The organism is Dyadobacter pollutisoli (assembly GCF_026625565.1).
Lineage (GTDB): Bacteria > Bacteroidota > Bacteroidia > Cytophagales > Spirosomataceae > Dyadobacter > Dyadobacter pollutisoli.
The window spans coordinates 4,579,241-4,593,288 of record NZ_CP112998.1 but is presented as its reverse complement, the minus strand read 5'-3'; the positions used below and the strand labels follow the sequence as shown (position 1 = coordinate 4,593,288).

At 44.8% G+C, this 14,048-nt stretch carries 17 protein-coding genes; 8 read left to right on the top strand and 9 right to left on the bottom strand.

All coding sequences use genetic code 11. The annotated features are described in order from the left end of the window. Nucleotides 1-26 precede the first annotated feature (26 nt). The 5 genes from ON006_RS18835 to ON006_RS18815 form a co-directional block, all read right to left on the bottom strand. Nucleotides 27-431, bottom strand: a complete 405-nt coding sequence (locus tag ON006_RS18835) for an Hsp20/alpha crystallin family protein (RefSeq protein ID WP_244820920.1) — start codon at nt 429-431, stop codon at nt 27-29. A 20-nt stretch (nt 432-451) separates the two neighbouring features. After that, nucleotides 452-667: a hypothetical protein gene (locus ON006_RS18830; RefSeq protein WP_244820919.1), complete on the bottom strand. Its 216-nt coding sequence runs from the start codon at nt 665-667 to the stop codon at nt 452-454. A gap of 3 nt (nt 668-670) precedes the next feature. Further along, entirely contained in the window at nt 671-928 is a 258-nt protein-coding gene (locus ON006_RS18825) for a hypothetical protein (protein WP_244820918.1), read from the bottom strand. Nucleotides 929-1,037: 109 nt separating this feature from the next. Further along, nucleotides 1,038-1,415 (bottom strand): hypothetical protein, encoded by a 378-nt coding sequence (locus tag ON006_RS18820; RefSeq protein WP_244820917.1) that lies wholly within the window; start codon nt 1,413-1,415, stop codon nt 1,038-1,040. Nucleotides 1,416-1,426: 11 nt separating this feature from the next. Then, nucleotides 1,427-1,975, bottom strand: coding sequence for an RNA polymerase sigma factor (locus ON006_RS18815; protein WP_244820916.1), 549 nt, complete (start codon nt 1,973-1,975; stop codon nt 1,427-1,429). 414 nt (nt 1,976-2,389) lie between these two features. On the opposite strand from ON006_RS18815, the gene ON006_RS18810 reads away from it, so the two are divergent. Then, a complete protein-coding gene (locus ON006_RS18810; protein ID WP_244820915.1) occupies nt 2,390-2,755 on the top strand; it encodes a T9SS type A sorting domain-containing protein in 366 nt (121 codons plus the stop codon). An 84-nt stretch (nt 2,756-2,839) separates the two neighbouring features. Here ON006_RS18810 and ON006_RS18805 read toward each other — a convergent pair whose 3' ends face one another. Next, nucleotides 2,840-3,877, bottom strand: a complete 1,038-nt coding sequence (locus ON006_RS18805) for a Gfo/Idh/MocA family oxidoreductase (RefSeq protein ID WP_244820914.1) — start codon at nt 3,875-3,877, stop codon at nt 2,840-2,842. A gap of 139 nt (nt 3,878-4,016) precedes the next feature. Here ON006_RS18805 and ON006_RS18800 point away from each other — a divergent pair, with 139 nt between their 5' ends. Together ON006_RS18800 and ON006_RS18795 are read left to right on the top strand one after the other, a co-directional pair. Beyond that, nucleotides 4,017-4,235, top strand: a complete 219-nt coding sequence (locus ON006_RS18800; RefSeq protein WP_244820913.1) for a hypothetical protein — start codon at nt 4,017-4,019, stop codon at nt 4,233-4,235. Beyond that, nucleotides 4,168-4,611 (top strand): type II toxin-antitoxin system VapC family toxin, encoded by a 444-nt coding sequence (locus ON006_RS18795; RefSeq protein ID WP_244820912.1) that lies wholly within the window; start codon nt 4,168-4,170, stop codon nt 4,609-4,611. The genes ON006_RS18800 and ON006_RS18795 overlap by 68 nt, the downstream gene beginning before the upstream one ends. A 9-nt stretch (nt 4,612-4,620) precedes the next feature. On the opposite strand, the gene ON006_RS18790 is transcribed toward ON006_RS18795, so the two are convergent. Genes ON006_RS18790 through ON006_RS18780 form a run of 3 tightly spaced genes read right to left on the bottom strand, consistent with a single transcriptional unit; the run spans nt 4,621 to nt 9,638 of the window. Continuing rightward, nucleotides 4,621-6,720 carry an outer membrane protein assembly factor BamB family protein gene (locus ON006_RS18790; RefSeq protein ID WP_244820911.1) on the bottom strand — a complete coding sequence of 700 codons (2,100 nt, stop codon included), beginning with the start codon at nt 6,718-6,720 and terminating at the stop codon, nt 4,621-4,623. Nucleotides 6,721-6,744: 24 nt separating this feature from the next. Next, nucleotides 6,745-7,701 (bottom strand): sugar phosphate isomerase/epimerase family protein, encoded by a 957-nt coding sequence (locus ON006_RS18785; RefSeq protein WP_244820910.1) that lies wholly within the window; start codon nt 7,699-7,701, stop codon nt 6,745-6,747. 2 nt (nt 7,702-7,703) lie between these two features. Continuing rightward, nucleotides 7,704-9,638, bottom strand: a complete 1,935-nt coding sequence (locus ON006_RS18780; RefSeq protein ID WP_244820909.1) for a heparinase II/III domain-containing protein — start codon at nt 9,636-9,638, stop codon at nt 7,704-7,706. 151 nt (nt 9,639-9,789) lie between these two features. Here ON006_RS18780 and ON006_RS18775 point away from each other — a divergent pair, with 151 nt between their 5' ends. The 5 genes from ON006_RS18775 (at nt 9,790) to ON006_RS18755 (ending at nt 14,047) form a co-directional block, all read left to right on the top strand. After that, the gene (locus ON006_RS18775; RefSeq protein ID WP_244820908.1) at nt 9,790-11,073 is read left to right on the top strand and encodes a Gfo/Idh/MocA family protein; all 1,284 of its coding nucleotides are present in this window, start codon (nt 9,790-9,792) and stop codon (nt 11,071-11,073) included. Nucleotides 11,074-11,204: 131 nt separating this feature from the next. Continuing rightward, complete coding sequence (gene tsaE / locus ON006_RS18770) at nt 11,205-11,636, top strand: tRNA (adenosine(37)-N6)-threonylcarbamoyltransferase complex ATPase subunit type 1 TsaE (protein WP_244820907.1); 432 nt, start codon at nt 11,205-11,207, stop codon at nt 11,634-11,636. 50 nt (nt 11,637-11,686) lie between these two features. After that, complete coding sequence (locus tag ON006_RS18765; RefSeq protein WP_244820906.1) at nt 11,687-12,913, top strand: alanine dehydrogenase; 1,227 nt, start codon at nt 11,687-11,689, stop codon at nt 12,911-12,913. Between the two features lie 138 nt (nt 12,914-13,051). Then, nucleotides 13,052-13,456 (top strand): hypothetical protein, encoded by a 405-nt coding sequence (locus tag ON006_RS18760; protein WP_244820905.1) that lies wholly within the window; start codon nt 13,052-13,054, stop codon nt 13,454-13,456. A gap of 156 nt (nt 13,457-13,612) precedes the next feature. Then, nucleotides 13,613-14,047: a hypothetical protein gene (locus tag ON006_RS18755; protein ID WP_244820904.1), complete on the top strand. Its 435-nt coding sequence runs from the start codon at nt 13,613-13,615 to the stop codon at nt 14,045-14,047. Nucleotide 14,048: the final 1 nt, after the last annotated feature.

Genomic DNA, 14,048 nt, shown 5'->3' with positions numbered 1-14,048 from the left:
GCAGAGGCTTTCTTCTTTTATCTCCGTTAATTAATCCTTATTTCCTGAGAAGGCTTTTCGGAACCGGGAATGATGGGAAGCGTTAAATGAAGGATACCATTCTGATACTCGGCTTGTATGTTTTCAGTATCCACTGTCTGATCGATCATGAAAGTTCTTTCAAATGATGTTTTGCTGAATTCATGGCGTATCCAGTTCCGGTTTTCTTCACCTTCTTGTTTCAATTCGTATGAAACAGTCAGTTCGTGACCCTTCACGCTGATCCTGAAATCCTCCTTCGCTCTGTCCGGAGCGAAAACAAGCAGTTCGTAACTGGTTTCGCTTTTCACAATGTTGACGGGAACCTTATACTCCCTGTTTGGGCCAAATGACCTGCTGAAATGTTCGTGGCGCATTCCATACCCACGGTTTCCATATCTGTTATTGCACATGGTTGTTTTTGTTTTGAAGTTTAAAATTTTTGAGAATCCTTATCAGGAAAGTCTTCCGGCTTGGCATGATGCCTTTCATGATTGTCGGAGCGCTGCTTCCATTGATGGGCGCAACTTGATTTTCCGTAGTGCCGGGACATGCGCTGATGAAATCGTTCTCCCACTGTCAAATGGAGGCTTGCTGCGGTAATAACAGCTACGCTGATACCCAGCAGCATTCGGGTGCTTCTTTTCATGGCTTATATTTTTTGTGGATTTTGGTTATAATGATCTCTTAGGCCTTCCTTTTGTCCAAAATCATTATAGTGGGCATAACGATCATAGTGACGATGATAATGTCGCCAGCGGCCTCCCCATCTCCTTCTGGCAAAAAGACGAAAAATGAGACCCACAAACAGGAAGAAGAACAATGCTTTAAAAAGCAGGAATGGAATTGCAAACAACAGGAACCCACCCAGGATTCCGGCGAAGATTACTTTTAAAACTGATGCGAACATGGCTTTTAAGTTTTGATGTACAGTATTATCGACGTATCAGTTGGAGAATTACTTTAATGGATTTGGAAAAAAATAGAAAAGCCCGGCTTGTGGCCGGGCTCATCCAATATCACTCATCCTCAGGAGGCTTTCCGCATCGGTTGCGCATTTGCTGCCGAAATTTGATACGGTCTTCGGCGCTCATTTCACGCCACTTGTTTCGCCATTGTGGTCCGAAGGGTTGATCTCCAAAATCGTTGTCTTTGAATTTTTCCCAATTTCCCCAGCGTCTTGGTCCACCACCTTTCGATCCTCCAAAATTTCCGAAAAGGATCCTGCACAATACAAGCAAGCCCACCGACTGCCAGTAAGATATCGGATTGACATTCAGCAGGGCGGGCAAAATAGCATTCCATAAGAACCGGACGATCGCTCCCAGCGCCAATGCGGCTAATACCGCAAAAACGGGCATCGCAAAACGCATTTTGTATCTATGTGGGTGGTTCATGATTGACAAATTTAATAATTTACAAATTCCTGATACAATGTTTCCAGTCGCTCGCGCAAATGCCGAACTGCATAACGTTTACGGGAAATGAGTGTTTTAATGTTTTCACCGGTACGGTCAGCGATTTCCTGGAAAGTTTGATCTTCCAGTTCATTCCAAACAAATACCTGACGTTGATTTTCGGGCAGCTCTTCCAGGGCAATGCCCAGTTGCTCCCAAAACAGCTCTTTCATATATACCGTCTCGGGCGTACCGTCATCGGCGAGCAGAATGTCCTTAAAATAAAATTCGCCGTCCTCATCCTCATAGCCGTAATCTTCCAGTGAATCGGGCTTCTGCTTCCGGTATTTGTCGATGATCCGGTTGCGTGCTACTCTGTAAAGCCAGCTCCCGATTTGCTCAATTGCTTCAATTTCAGGTACGCTGCTCAGTTGAAACCAAACATCCTGAAGAATATCTTCCGCATCCTCATCCGTGTTCACGCGCTGCCTGATAAAACCCAGCAACTGCTTACTATAGGAAGTGACCGTTTGAATGATATTTGGTTTCTTTTGCGCCAAATTGAAAGTTAGATGATTAGTAACAGGTTATTAGACGGCGGGCAGGCGAAAATACTTTAAGTAAAAATTCATTTTTATTGACAATAAGGCCTTATCAATGGTATTTATTAGTAAAGTACAATATCTATGCAATTGTACTATTTTAATCTATGTGTCAAATTTCAAACGACTTGTTGTACTATTGTTATAATGATATAACTATTCTAATATTAATAGATAACAACAAAAAGAACTTTAAACAGCCGAATAGTTGCTTATTGACTTGTATTTAGAATGTTGAGTAAATTTGAATCATCAAACGGAGCAAAAGGGTAACCGAAGCACTAGTTTGAAAGAACTTAAAGTACTGATTAAGTAAATATCTAAAAAGTACAATTGGTTAAATTAATTCAGACATTAAACATTCAAAATAAAATGAAAAAAACTATCTTGACAATCGCAGTTTTGGTGGGAGTATCAGCTGCTAATTTTTCTATCGCTAATGATAAAGTGAAAGAAAACAATTCATCAATTGAACTGGTTTCTTCAAGCGAATTGAAATTCAAATTGACGCTTGACAACGTAAAAGAGAGATCTTCTCTGACTATCAAGGATTTCAACGGAGACATCGTTTACAGCACTTCTCTTCCAAAATCTGAGAACTACTCTAAAATCTTCGATCTATCGAACCTTGCTGACGGTAACTACAGCTTCATTATCAACAATGGTAACGAAATTTCTTCAAAACCATTCGTAATCTCAACTGAAACAAAACGTCAGGTTACTGCTGTAATTAAGTAATTGAGCATATCATTTCAACGTTATTAGTATGAAAAAAAGGCAGTTCCGTTGTGGGACTGCCTTTTGCATTCTATGAGGTTCTTGTTAATAAGTCATTACCTTCTTTTCGTTGCTGCTCTGGAAGGCCAGGTCGATAACCCGGGTAGTGCGGAGGATTTCTTCCGGCTTTACTGCTAGCTCGGCACCATTCACGATGGCATCATATACGTTCTGATAAAATGGCGCGTAGTCACCGGCCTCGCTTTCAATAATACCAGTGTACTCCTCGCTCGACAATTTTCCCCAGCGATCTTCCGGTTCAACACCCCACGGCTTTACGTTTGGCAGGACATTTTTACGCAAAGTTTCTTCCTGAGGGTCCAATCCGCCTTTGATGAAAGATCCTTTTGAGCCGTGAATCTGGTAACGCAAATGATTTTCGTAAACCATCAGGCTGGATTTCAGAATGATAAGCTTGTTGTCATAACCCAGTCTTACGTCAAAATAGTCATCGATTTCACTATTTGGTCTCACTGAACGCACTTCCGCGGTAACGGTTTTCGGTTCGCCAAACAATACCAACGCCTGGTCGATCAGGTGAGGGCCGAGGTTATACAGGTTTCCACCAACATCAACCTTTTTTTCTTTCCAAGATTCGGTTGGTACCACAGGCCTGAAACGGTCGTAGCGGCATTCGTACTCAACAATATCTCCGAGTTTATCTTCTGCGATCAGTTTTTTAATGGTCAAGAAGTCAGAATCCCAGCGACGGTTCTGATACGCGGTCAAAACAAGGCCTTTTTGCTTTGCAAGCTCCACTAATTGTTTAGCCTCCGCTTCTGTCGCTGCGAATGGCTTTTCGATCACAACATGTTTGCCGTTTTCCAGCGCGTCCATAGCATAGGAAAAGTGGCTTGCATTGGGCGAACAAATGAACACTACATCAATCTCCTCATCGCTTAGCAGTTCCTCTACCGATCTCGCGTTGCCGATCGACGGATCGAACTCCTGTGCTTCATTTTTACTTCTTTCAACAACCGTTTTGATCTTGAAACCGGGATTGGTACTCAGAAACGGAGAATGAAAATATCGTCCGGACAATCCGAAAGCAATTAACCCGACATTGAGAATTTTTGAAGGCATAGTTTTAAATTTAGTCTTTGTGGCAAAGTTAACTTTTGACGGCATACGCCCAATAGCTAGTTTTGGTTTTATGCCGTTGTTTACTATTTGAGATTTGAATTAATGACATTATATTTGACTAATACTAAATGCTTTCGCCATGACAACGGAGGAAAAGAAAATTGATCTTATCGGAAAAATTATTAGTCTTGAAAACGATGAGATCATTGATATGGTTAATGATCTGCTGAACGGTGCAAGAGAAGAAGCAGGGTTAAGAAGGGCAGGATGGGGAAAGGGGATGGTTAACTATGTTTCCGAAGATTTTGACGATTTTATCCCACCAGGCTTCTCCAAAAATACCAAACTACCTCATTGACACACACATATTACTTTGGCATTCGGAAAACGACACAAAACTATCTCAGACGGTTCTCGCTGAGCTCAATTCTCCAAGTACAAAGCTCTATATAAGTCAAGCTACCTACTGGGAAATGACTATCAAAAAAGGCCTTGGCAAGCTCAATCTGACCGGTTCCATTAGCGACTTCTATTTATCCGCCCTACAAAATTCATTTCAGGTTCTGCCTTTTGATATTGGCCATTGCCAGGTTCTCGAAAATCTTCCTCAATACCATAGTGATCCTTTTGACAGGATGATTATCGCTCAGGCCATTGCGGAAAACCTGGTGATTATCACACAAGACGAGAAGTTTAGATTGTATGAAGAGCTAGTAACTATTTTCTGGAACTAGACAAAAAAGCTAAGGCAGCGCAAATGCAACAAACTTGTCGCCAGACCTGGTATTGAGCTTCCCGCCACCACATGCTATGACGATATATTGACGACCATTCACTGAATAGGTACTTGGAGAAGCGTATCCGGCAGCGGGTAATGTGGCTGTCCAGAGGATCTTTCCGGTTTCTTTTTCAATGGCGCGAAACTGTTCGTCCCTGCTGGCGGCTATAAATATCAGGTTGCTGGCTGTTACCAGCGGACCACCGTAATTGTCAGTGCCGGTAGGAGGTATTCCTTTGTCAATGAGCGCTTTGTATTCTCCCAAAGGTATCTGCCAGCGACGTTGGCCGGTATTCAAATCCACAGCAGTAAGCGTGCCCCAAGGCGGCTGACTCACCGGATAACCATTTTTGTCGTACCAACGATTGTAGCCGGTATGTTGGTAAGGGACTGTTCCGTTTTTGGTTGCTACCAATGCATTGTTATCATTTTTATTGAAAAGAAAATCGACAATGGCCTTCCTCTCGGCCTCTGAAATATGTGAAAACGAAGGCATCATACCTTTTCCTTTTTGCAAAATGGCGTGTACCTGCTCTGTTTTTAATCTTTTGTCAACATTGGCCAGAGATGGATACGAGCCATCGTGGTTGCCCATTTTGTCAGCTCCGTGGCAGGCGGCGCAGTTTAATTGGTACAAATTTGCACCTGTAACTCCTTTTTTATCTGAAATCACTTCCTTTTTTACCAATGATGTATAAACCGGGATTTCCTTCGCGGGTACATATAATATGCCTTCCTGGTCCGTAGCAGCACCTCCCCATTGCGCGCCGCCGTCTGTTCCGGGATAAAATATCGTCATATCGCCGGTAATGGGAATGTAAGCACTGCCAGTTTTTGCTTTGCTTAATAAGCCAGCCAGCGAATCCCGATCCGCTACAAATGAATTGAAGTTCTTTTCATGAAAAGTTTGCCGGGTAAAAGGTAAAGGTAAGGTCGGTATCGGCTGGGTACGACTGGGTTTTTCACCGAGCATGGCATCCATTACAAAGGCCGTTTCCTTGATCGGGAACAATGGTTTTCCGGTAACCCTGTCAAATACAAAAACATAGCCCTGCTTGGTAATCTGCACTACGGCATCAACCTGTTTTCCCTGATGCGTCACTGTTACCAGATTCGGCGGGGCGGGAGGGTCGCGGTCCCAAATGTCGTGATGTACCAGTTGAAAATGCCAAAGACGTTTGCCGGTTGCAGCATCCAATGCAATAAGGCAATTAGCAAACAGGTTGTTTCCCGGCCGGTTGCCGCCATAAAAGTCATAGGCCGCAGATCCGGTCGGAATGTAAACGATGCCACGACCGCGATCAATCGCCATACCGGCCCAGGCATTGGCACCACCAAAGTTCTTGCGCGCGGGCTGCGCTTGCCATGTGTTGTAGCCGTATTCTCCGAGCGCAGGTATCGTGTGGAATGTCCACGCCAGCTTGCCTGTGAGCACATTGTATGCGCGTACATCACCCAGGAGAGCGGTCTCGGATTCTGCGACGCGGGTACCGACGATGATCAGGTTTTTGAAAATGGTATTAGGCGTATTCGAAGTAATGTAGTCATCGGCTCCGGGACGTTCTATGTCGGTTTTCAGGTTGATCCGCCCTTTTTCTCCAAAAGATTCAATGAGTTCGCCGGTAGTAGCATTCAATGCGTACAGCCATTTTCTCGCACCGAAGAAAATCCTTTTATCAGAGCCCTGTTCCCAGTAGGTAAGCCCGCGACTGGTGGTTCCGCCATTGTCTGTCAGGCTGGTTTTCCATATTTCCTTCCCTGTGGCCGCGTTAATGGCGAAAGCCTGCGTACCGGCTGACACTCCGTAAAGAATGCCTTTGATAATGATCGGGTTACATTGGATCTGGCTTCGGTTGCCGATTGTATCTGCGCCGCCAGACGCGTAAGTCCAGGCGACTTTCAGTTGTTCTACATTCTCCTTGCTGATCTGGGTGAGCGGAGAGTAATGACTTCTGGCGCCGTCACCATTGTATTCCGGCCAGGAGGTATCTCCCGGGTCCGGAAAAAGCAAAAAGCCGGTAAGGATCAGAAAAATTCCGGAAAGGATAATCGGTACTGACTTCATCGATAGCAGGTTGATAGATACGGTTTAAGCTTCCGCCCACAATTCCTTCACCCGTTGCAAATCACGTTTCATAGCATCAAAGACCACTTTTTTATCAACAGTAATCTTATCAGCACCCTGATCGGCCCCGCCTAGTGGATATTCGAGGTGCAAACATACCGGTACATCGATTTTGAACTCTTTTATTAACTTAAAATAGGTTTTGAAATCGACCATTCCTTCGCCCAGCGGGACGCTTTTCACGGCCCATTTTCCAGCATTATTTTTCTCCCAAATAAAATCTTTGAGAACAATGGTTTTAATGTATGGACGGATCAGATTAAAACCGGTTTGCCACGAAAGCCCGCCTTCCACCGTCGCGTGGCGAATGTCGTACTGCGCTCCCATTGTTTTGGTATCAGCCTTCTGAAGGATATTCCAGATCTCAAACATCGAAGCGCCTACCATTCGGCCCGAATGGTTTTGGTAGCAGCCGGTAAGCCCTATTTTACTGTTCAATTGACTTAATCCTGCCATTTTCGACTGGTAGTCGGTCAAAAGTTCAGGAATGCTTTTCTGCTCGTTGTATTTGTACCAGTTCATCCGGTAGTATTTGAAACCCAGCTTAGCCGCTGTTTCCAACACATTTTTATCAAGAGGATTACCCGCGTCTTCCACCGCGGTACAGAACATCAGTGGCGTAAAACCTACTTTTTTCATCGCTTCGACGGCCATAGGAAGGTCGGAATCTACTTTTTCGGGAAGTACATGACCTTTTGGACGAACTGTAAGGTCAATACCATCAAAGCCAAGCTCTTTCGCAACTTCCGCCATATCCCGGTAATTCAGGAATTGCAGGTGTTTTGAAAAAATATTGATCTTTGGCGTATCGGCCAATGCAGTCTGACTTTTTGCAAAAGCTTCATGGGTCAGCATTGGAATGGCGCTTCCGGCTAAGGCTGTGTTGATCAGGAAATTGCGGCGGGAAATCTGAATGGACATAGTTAAGACTTTGAGATCACAAAAACGTATTTTCCTTTCTGTTTTAATGCTTTACTGCGTAGAACAATTCTCTGTACCGGGTGGCTGTCCCACTTGGTTTTGAAACTGTTGTACTCCATGCCTTCGGTCGACGGAAATTCTTTGGTTACAACCCAGAGTTTAGGATCATAAGTGAGTGAGACCGTTTTTTTACCGGCAGAAGTAAAAATGATTTTTCCAGGTGTTTCGAGGTTTACATCGCAAATCGTCATGAATATCTGTTTCAATGAATCCGGTGCCTGGTTCAATGCATAATCATCCGAGATTTCGATCAGGTTTTTGGGTTTGCTAAGCTTCACGAGCCTGTTCCAGGAGATAATGCCCGCTTCCTTGGGATATGAAGGTGCAATGTCCATAGCCAATGAAACTTCTTTATCAGTAGCAATGCTTTTTACATTTTTTGCATTAAAATTCCGCCCTGCCGATTGACCATAATCATTGATAATGGGCAAATTATGGTACTGCGACTGCGTAAACCAAAGCTCATAACGCTTAGATGAAAACGTGCGTGCCGTATAATTTCCCCGTCCCGCATCAATGATAATGGGCTCACCGTCAGCATAGACAATGAAATCACCAACATCATTATGATTGTGACTTTCAGCATTGTGGCCAGCATGTGTAGCCAGGTACAGACCATTGGAAGATCGGGCGGTCATGACTTCAATGTCTGACAACCATGCATTTTTGACAGGGTCAAATTGTTTTTTTGGTTCGCCTGTGATCTTTTTAATGGTCAATAAATTTTCGACTTTTCTAGGTCTGTGAAATCCACCGTTGCCTATTCCGCTGCCGAATTTTTCATATGCCCATTCTCCAAAAGACACCAGATCGGGATCTCCCACAGCTTTACCAAACCGGTACAGCATCAATCCGTCAGGTTTCAACTTGGGATCAGCGTCTGCAAAATTGACGAAGTAATCATCTGCAATGTGAACCTTATAAACATAGGCTGCCATTTTCTGAATGAGCGGGTCTTTGTATACATTAACCTTGCCATTCGTCGCTTTTTCCAGAATTTCAAGACAGTCGTAAGCACTGGCCCCTGCTGCGAACCAGTAACTGGGACCTTCGTCGCAGCCGCCATCATCGCCCAGGCTGTTGAAATAGGAATCAAGGAATACCATATAATTGTAGGCGTAGTCGATTCTTTTCTTGCTATCCTGTTCCAATAAAAGATCCGCAATGAGCAGGTTGGAAACGATCCACGGATTCCAGTTGTTGACAGGGCTCGTCTTGCTCAGGTATCCGTATCGGTTGGTTTGTTTGATGGGTTCGAAAACCTTTCTAGTAGTTTCCTGATAAATCCTGCGGCGAATGAGTGGGGAAATCTTGTCGAGCTGTTCGCCAATAAAATAGTCCGTCAATGCGAGTACGCCGGCGGTTTCAGCTGTAAACAGATCTACCGTGGGATCTTCTGCGTCGGGCAGGCCATTCTTTGCTTTTTGAACGCCCAAATGCGCCGGTACGCCCCAATAAGTTTCCTCACAAATCGCCCAGACCAGATTGACGATTGCTTCGGTGAACCTGCCTTTTCCTTCGATACTTTCAGCCAAAATCAGGCTCATCAGCTGGTTTCTTCGCCCAAAAGAGGCGGTACTGTGCCTTTCTCGGTCACCGCTACGGACGTAATCAAGCAGCAACGAAGCCGTAACGGCGGGTATCGGCTTAGCCAGCGCCTCTTCGCCGCTCTGAATGATAGCGTCCAAGTCTTTTTGATCGACCTGCTTTTTCCATTCTTCGGGCGTTTTGGGGTAGGGTGCCCAGTTTTCCCTTGGGACCAAAGCCTGCGCGATGGTTTCCGGAGAATACTGTTTGGACAAAATATTACGCTGTGTGACCTGAGCAGCAGCACTGCCGATGAAAATGACGGACAGAAACAGTGAAATTCGTAGCATATTTTAAGTGTTTAGGAGCATTTAAAATCACCAGCTTACAAGGTTTGCATGGTAATTAGAAACGAGAATGCAGATATACGATCTAATTCAGTAGAAACATGAGTTTTCATCTTTTTTGTTAAAATTTTGTTGGACTTTTCTTTCAAATTATATGAATGTTGAACGTATGCAACGTCGGGATTTCCTGAAAGCAGGAGCGGTCGTTTCTTCTTTTATGATTGTTCCAAGGCATGTTTTGGGTAAAGGTTATACTGCGCCGAGTGACAAGGTTGCTCTGGGTTTTATCGGATGCGGCCGTCAGAGCAGCGGGTTGCGCAATCGTTTCCTGGATACTATGGAAACCCAGATCGTAGCTGCTTCGGATGTATATGCCGTCAAACTGGACTCATTTTTGAATGTCACAAACAAATGGTATGCCGAAAAGCTGGGCCAAAATAATTATAAATCCGCAGTAGGGATCACTGATTTCCGCGAGCTGCTTTCGCGAAAAGACATTGATGCCGTCGTAATCGCATCGCCCGATCACTGGCATGCTGCGATGGCAGTTAGAGCGGCGCAGGCGGGTAAAGACATTTACTGCGAAAAGCCGTTATCGCTGACCGTAAAGGAAGGACGAGCAATGGTGGATGCTACCCGGAAAAATAATCGCGTTTTTCAGACGGGAAGTATGCAGCGTTCATCCAAAGAATTCACACAGGCTGTGCAGCTGGTACGTAGCGGTGCTATTGGTAAGATTCAAAAAGTATATGTGAATGTGGGTGGGCCACCGAAAGTATGGGACTTGCAGCAGGAAGCTGCTCCTTCCGGGTTAAACTGGGATATGTGGATGGGACCTAATGTCACGAGCCGGCCCTATAACAATGTGCTGGCACCAGCTATGGATGCCACATTCTGGCCAAAGTGGCGCGATTATACGGAGTTTGGCGGGGGCGGAATGACTGACTGGGGTGCACATATGTTCGATATCGCCCAGTGGGGCCTGGGTATGGACAGCAGCGGCCCAACGGAACTCATTTATTCGGAACCGGGGAAGGGATTGGTTTACAAATATGCCAACGGCGTAGAGGTCATTCACCGGCCGATGGAAGGGAAACCGCATTGCCATTTTGTGGGATCAGATGGAGAAGTTTTTGTGGCACGAGGCGAGTTGCGTACCACTCCCGAACCATTGAAAGACAAGGTTTTTCAGGAAGGGGATTATAAGGTGTATGTCAGTACGAATCATTATAAAGATTTTTTAAACGCGATAAAGACAAGGAAACCGCCCATTTGTGATGTGGAAACAGGGCATCGGACGGCGTCGGTTTGCAATATTGGTAACATTACCTACCAGTTGCAGCGCTCACTCAAATGGGACGCGGAGAAGGAGAAATTTGACGATAAAGAGGCAAATAAACTGCTCGGTCGCGAGATGCGTAAAGAATGGAAAGTGTAGTGCGCTGATTCACTGATCGATAGAAACCGGGAGCTTCATACAGGCTTCCGGTTTTATTTTTTAACGCCGGGACAGGGAGAGCGAATGGATAAAATTGCAGTGAGTTTTTCCAAATTGTGTATTTTTGTAACATGATCGCAGAGCCTACCACCATACATTTTAAAGAGCTGGATGAGCTGCAAGCGGTTTCGTCTCAACTGCTCCAAATTGGTAAAGACAGGCCGGTTTGGTTGTTTGAAGGGCACATGGGGGCCGGGAAAACAACACTGATCAAAGCGCTTTGCCGACATTTGGGCGTCACAACCCATGTTCAGAGTCCCACTTTTTCGCTGGTCAATGAGTATGAATCGGATAGAGAAGTAATCTATCACTTTGATTTTTACAGGATTAAGGATGAGGCCGAAGCGCTGGATATGGGAGTGGAAGAATATTTTGATTCAGGTAGCTTTTGTTTTGTGGAGTGGCCGGGAAAAATTGAGTCCTTGTGGCCAATGCAGTATTTGATGCTGCATTTATCGGCCGACGAAAGTGGTATGAGAATATTAGAAGTAAAAAAGGTATAAGAGGTTACTGGCAGTTAATTACGTTTTCACTTTCATTTTTTTGCTATTCCATGGCGCAACCTCAGATTACCGGTTTCGAAGAGCTGGCCAAGCAATCGGTACTATATCCGCAAGAATCGTTACTGGCTGTTAAAAAAGATCAAAATTCGTTGCATATAGGCTTGCCGAGGGAGGTTTCTTTGCAGGAAAACCGCATTGCCCTCACCCCGGACGCGGTAGGTATCCTGGTCAGGAACGGGCATGAGGTATGGGTGGAAAAGGATGCGGGAAAAGGCTCTAACCTTTCTGATCATGAATACAGCGAGGCGGGTGCAAAAATAGTCCAGAGTGCCAAGGAGGTTTATCAGGCCAATTTAATTCTCAAAGTGGAACCGCTGGTCGAAGAGGAATTTAGCTACATTAAGTCTGGTACGACCCTGATCTCGGCATTGAATTTGCCAGCATTGGAAAAGCAATATTTTGAAAAACTGAATGAGCATAAAATTACTGGTATAGGTTACGAGCTGATCGAGGACAAGGTAGGAGGAAAGCCCATTATTAGGGCTATGGGCGAAATCGCCGGGAGTACCGTGTTATTGATCGCCGCCGAATATTTGTCGACACCCAATGGCGGACGAGGCATTATCCTCGGAGGGATCACCGGTGTACCGCCAACGAAAATCGTCATTCTCGGTGCTGGTACTGTTGCGGAGTACGCAACCCGCGCGGCAATCAGCGTCGGTGCTGACATTAAAGTTTTTGACAAACATATTTACCGTTTGCAGAGGCTTAAATATTCGATCGGGCAGAATTTATATACTTCTATTATCGATTCCGACACATTGGCCGAGGCTATTGCAAGGGCTGACGTGGTCATAGGCACGATGCGTGCCGAAAACGGGATCAGTCCATTGGTGGTAACGCGTGAAATGGTGTCAAAAATGAAGCCGGGTTCTGTGATCATTGATGTAAGTATCGATCAGGGAGGATCGTTTGAAACTTCGAGGATGACTTCCCACAAGAACCCGACATTCAAATACAATGATGTGATCCACTATTGTGTTCCCAACATTCCTTCGAGGGTTGCGCACACGGCCAGTACTGCCCTGAGCAATGTATTTTTGCCGTTTTTATTACAAACAGGAACAATTGGAGGTATTGAGGAAATGATTTACGCGAATCGGTGGTTTATGAAGGGAGTGTATTGTCACAAAGGCACGCTCACCAATTCGCACATCGCACGTAGCTTTAATATGCGGTACAAGGATCTGACGTTGCTGCTTGCGGCGAGAATGTGATTGGGGCAGTCGGCTATCGGCTATCGGCAGTCGGCTTTTTTGCGATACTGAACGCCGATCATTGATTGACTATCATTGATATTTTGACCAAAAAACTAAAATAAATAGCCGATGGCTGACTGCCGAAGGCCGAAGTATATGATTAATAATAGTAATGAAAATACCTTGATGGATGATGCCAATTCTCCGGAATTGAATCAAAAGCTGATGGGTTACATATCGCAGGATTTTATCAAAGTTGCTGACCAGCTGAAAGAAGCGTCGTACCAGATCAGAAAAAGGGGATTTTCAGAAAACCCGATTTTTGTCGTGACTAATAACGACCTGGAACTTGGTGCGATGCTGATTGATAGGACGGAATTGACGAACCTTTATTCTTATCGGGCATCTTATATGCAGGAGTTTGTGGACCGCAAGCTCATTGGTGAAGAATCGGTTTTGTTATTCACCGAGAACTACAAAAATCCGGACGAATTCTGCTGCCTTTTTGCGCTGCTGGGCGATTTCTCGGGGTTTGTATTTGTCCCATATCCAGAGGATTAATCGGCCGAAAGAGCATAATTTCCCAGACTAAAAAGGGGAGGAGAACCGATTAATAAACAAATCGGGCAGGAGGGAGAAAATTTGACGTCTGAATCAAAAAATTATTTTTAGATTTATCAAATAAATAATTGACTTTCAGCTTAAACATCCCTCTTTATGGAATCAAAACTACTTCTTGAAAAAGAACTGGAACCCATTTTTCTTCAAAAGTTTCCCCCCTTCTCTGAGGAAGTGAAGGAGTTTTTAGTGAAGTACGGCCCATACATTATGCTGTTCTTTTCTGTCCTTGGTATTTTTGCCTTGCTTACCGCATTCGGTTTGGGTGGAGCGATCTTTGGAATGGGCGGAGCTGCTGCGGGCCTGGGAGCTACTTTTTACGTGGGCGTTGCCCTGGGTGTGATCACATTGATCATGTACCTGATGGCCTTCACTCCATTGAAAGCACGTAAGAGAGCTGGCTGGAACCTGTTGTATTATGCAGTACTGGTCGGCTTGGTAAGTAACCTGATCCAATTTCAAATCGTGGGTTTCATTATCAGCGGTCTGATCGGCTTTTGGGTTTTGTTCCAGATTCGGGAAAAATACATCTAGG

Coding starts and splice junctions, on each gene's coding strand:
- ON006_RS18835 (WP_244820920.1), bottom strand. CDS start 431: ATGTGCAATAACAGATATGGAAACCGTGGGTATGGAATGCGCCACGAA.
- ON006_RS18830 (WP_244820919.1), bottom strand. CDS start 667: ATGAAAAGAAGCACCCGAATGCTGCTGGGTATCAGCGTAGCTGTTATT.
- ON006_RS18825 (WP_244820918.1), bottom strand. CDS start 928: ATGTTCGCATCAGTTTTAAAAGTAATCTTCGCCGGAATCCTGGGTGGG.
- ON006_RS18820 (WP_244820917.1), bottom strand. CDS start 1,415: ATGAACCACCCACATAGATACAAAATGCGTTTTGCGATGCCCGTTTTT.
- ON006_RS18810 (WP_244820915.1), top strand. CDS start 2,390: ATGAAAAAAACTATCTTGACAATCGCAGTTTTGGTGGGAGTATCAGCT.
- ON006_RS18805 (WP_244820914.1), bottom strand. CDS start 3,877: ATGCCTTCAAAAATTCTCAATGTCGGGTTAATTGCTTTCGGATTGTCC.
- ON006_RS18800 (WP_244820913.1), top strand. CDS start 4,017: ATGACAACGGAGGAAAAGAAAATTGATCTTATCGGAAAAATTATTAGT.
- ON006_RS18795 (WP_244820912.1), top strand. CDS start 4,168: ATGTTTCCGAAGATTTTGACGATTTTATCCCACCAGGCTTCTCCAAAA.
- ON006_RS18790 (WP_244820911.1), bottom strand. CDS start 6,720: ATGAAGTCAGTACCGATTATCCTTTCCGGAATTTTTCTGATCCTTACC.
- ON006_RS18785 (WP_244820910.1), bottom strand. CDS start 7,701: ATGTCCATTCAGATTTCCCGCCGCAATTTCCTGATCAACACAGCCTTA.
- ON006_RS18780 (WP_244820909.1), bottom strand. CDS start 9,638: ATGCTACGAATTTCACTGTTTCTGTCCGTCATTTTCATCGGCAGTGCT.
- ON006_RS18775 (WP_244820908.1), top strand. CDS start 9,790: ATGAATGTTGAACGTATGCAACGTCGGGATTTCCTGAAAGCAGGAGCG.
- tsaE (WP_244820907.1), top strand. CDS start 11,205: ATGATCGCAGAGCCTACCACCATACATTTTAAAGAGCTGGATGAGCTG.
- ON006_RS18765 (WP_244820906.1), top strand. CDS start 11,687: ATGGCGCAACCTCAGATTACCGGTTTCGAAGAGCTGGCCAAGCAATCG.
- ON006_RS18760 (WP_244820905.1), top strand. CDS start 13,052: ATGATTAATAATAGTAATGAAAATACCTTGATGGATGATGCCAATTCT.
- ON006_RS18755 (WP_244820904.1), top strand. CDS start 13,613: ATGGAATCAAAACTACTTCTTGAAAAAGAACTGGAACCCATTTTTCTT.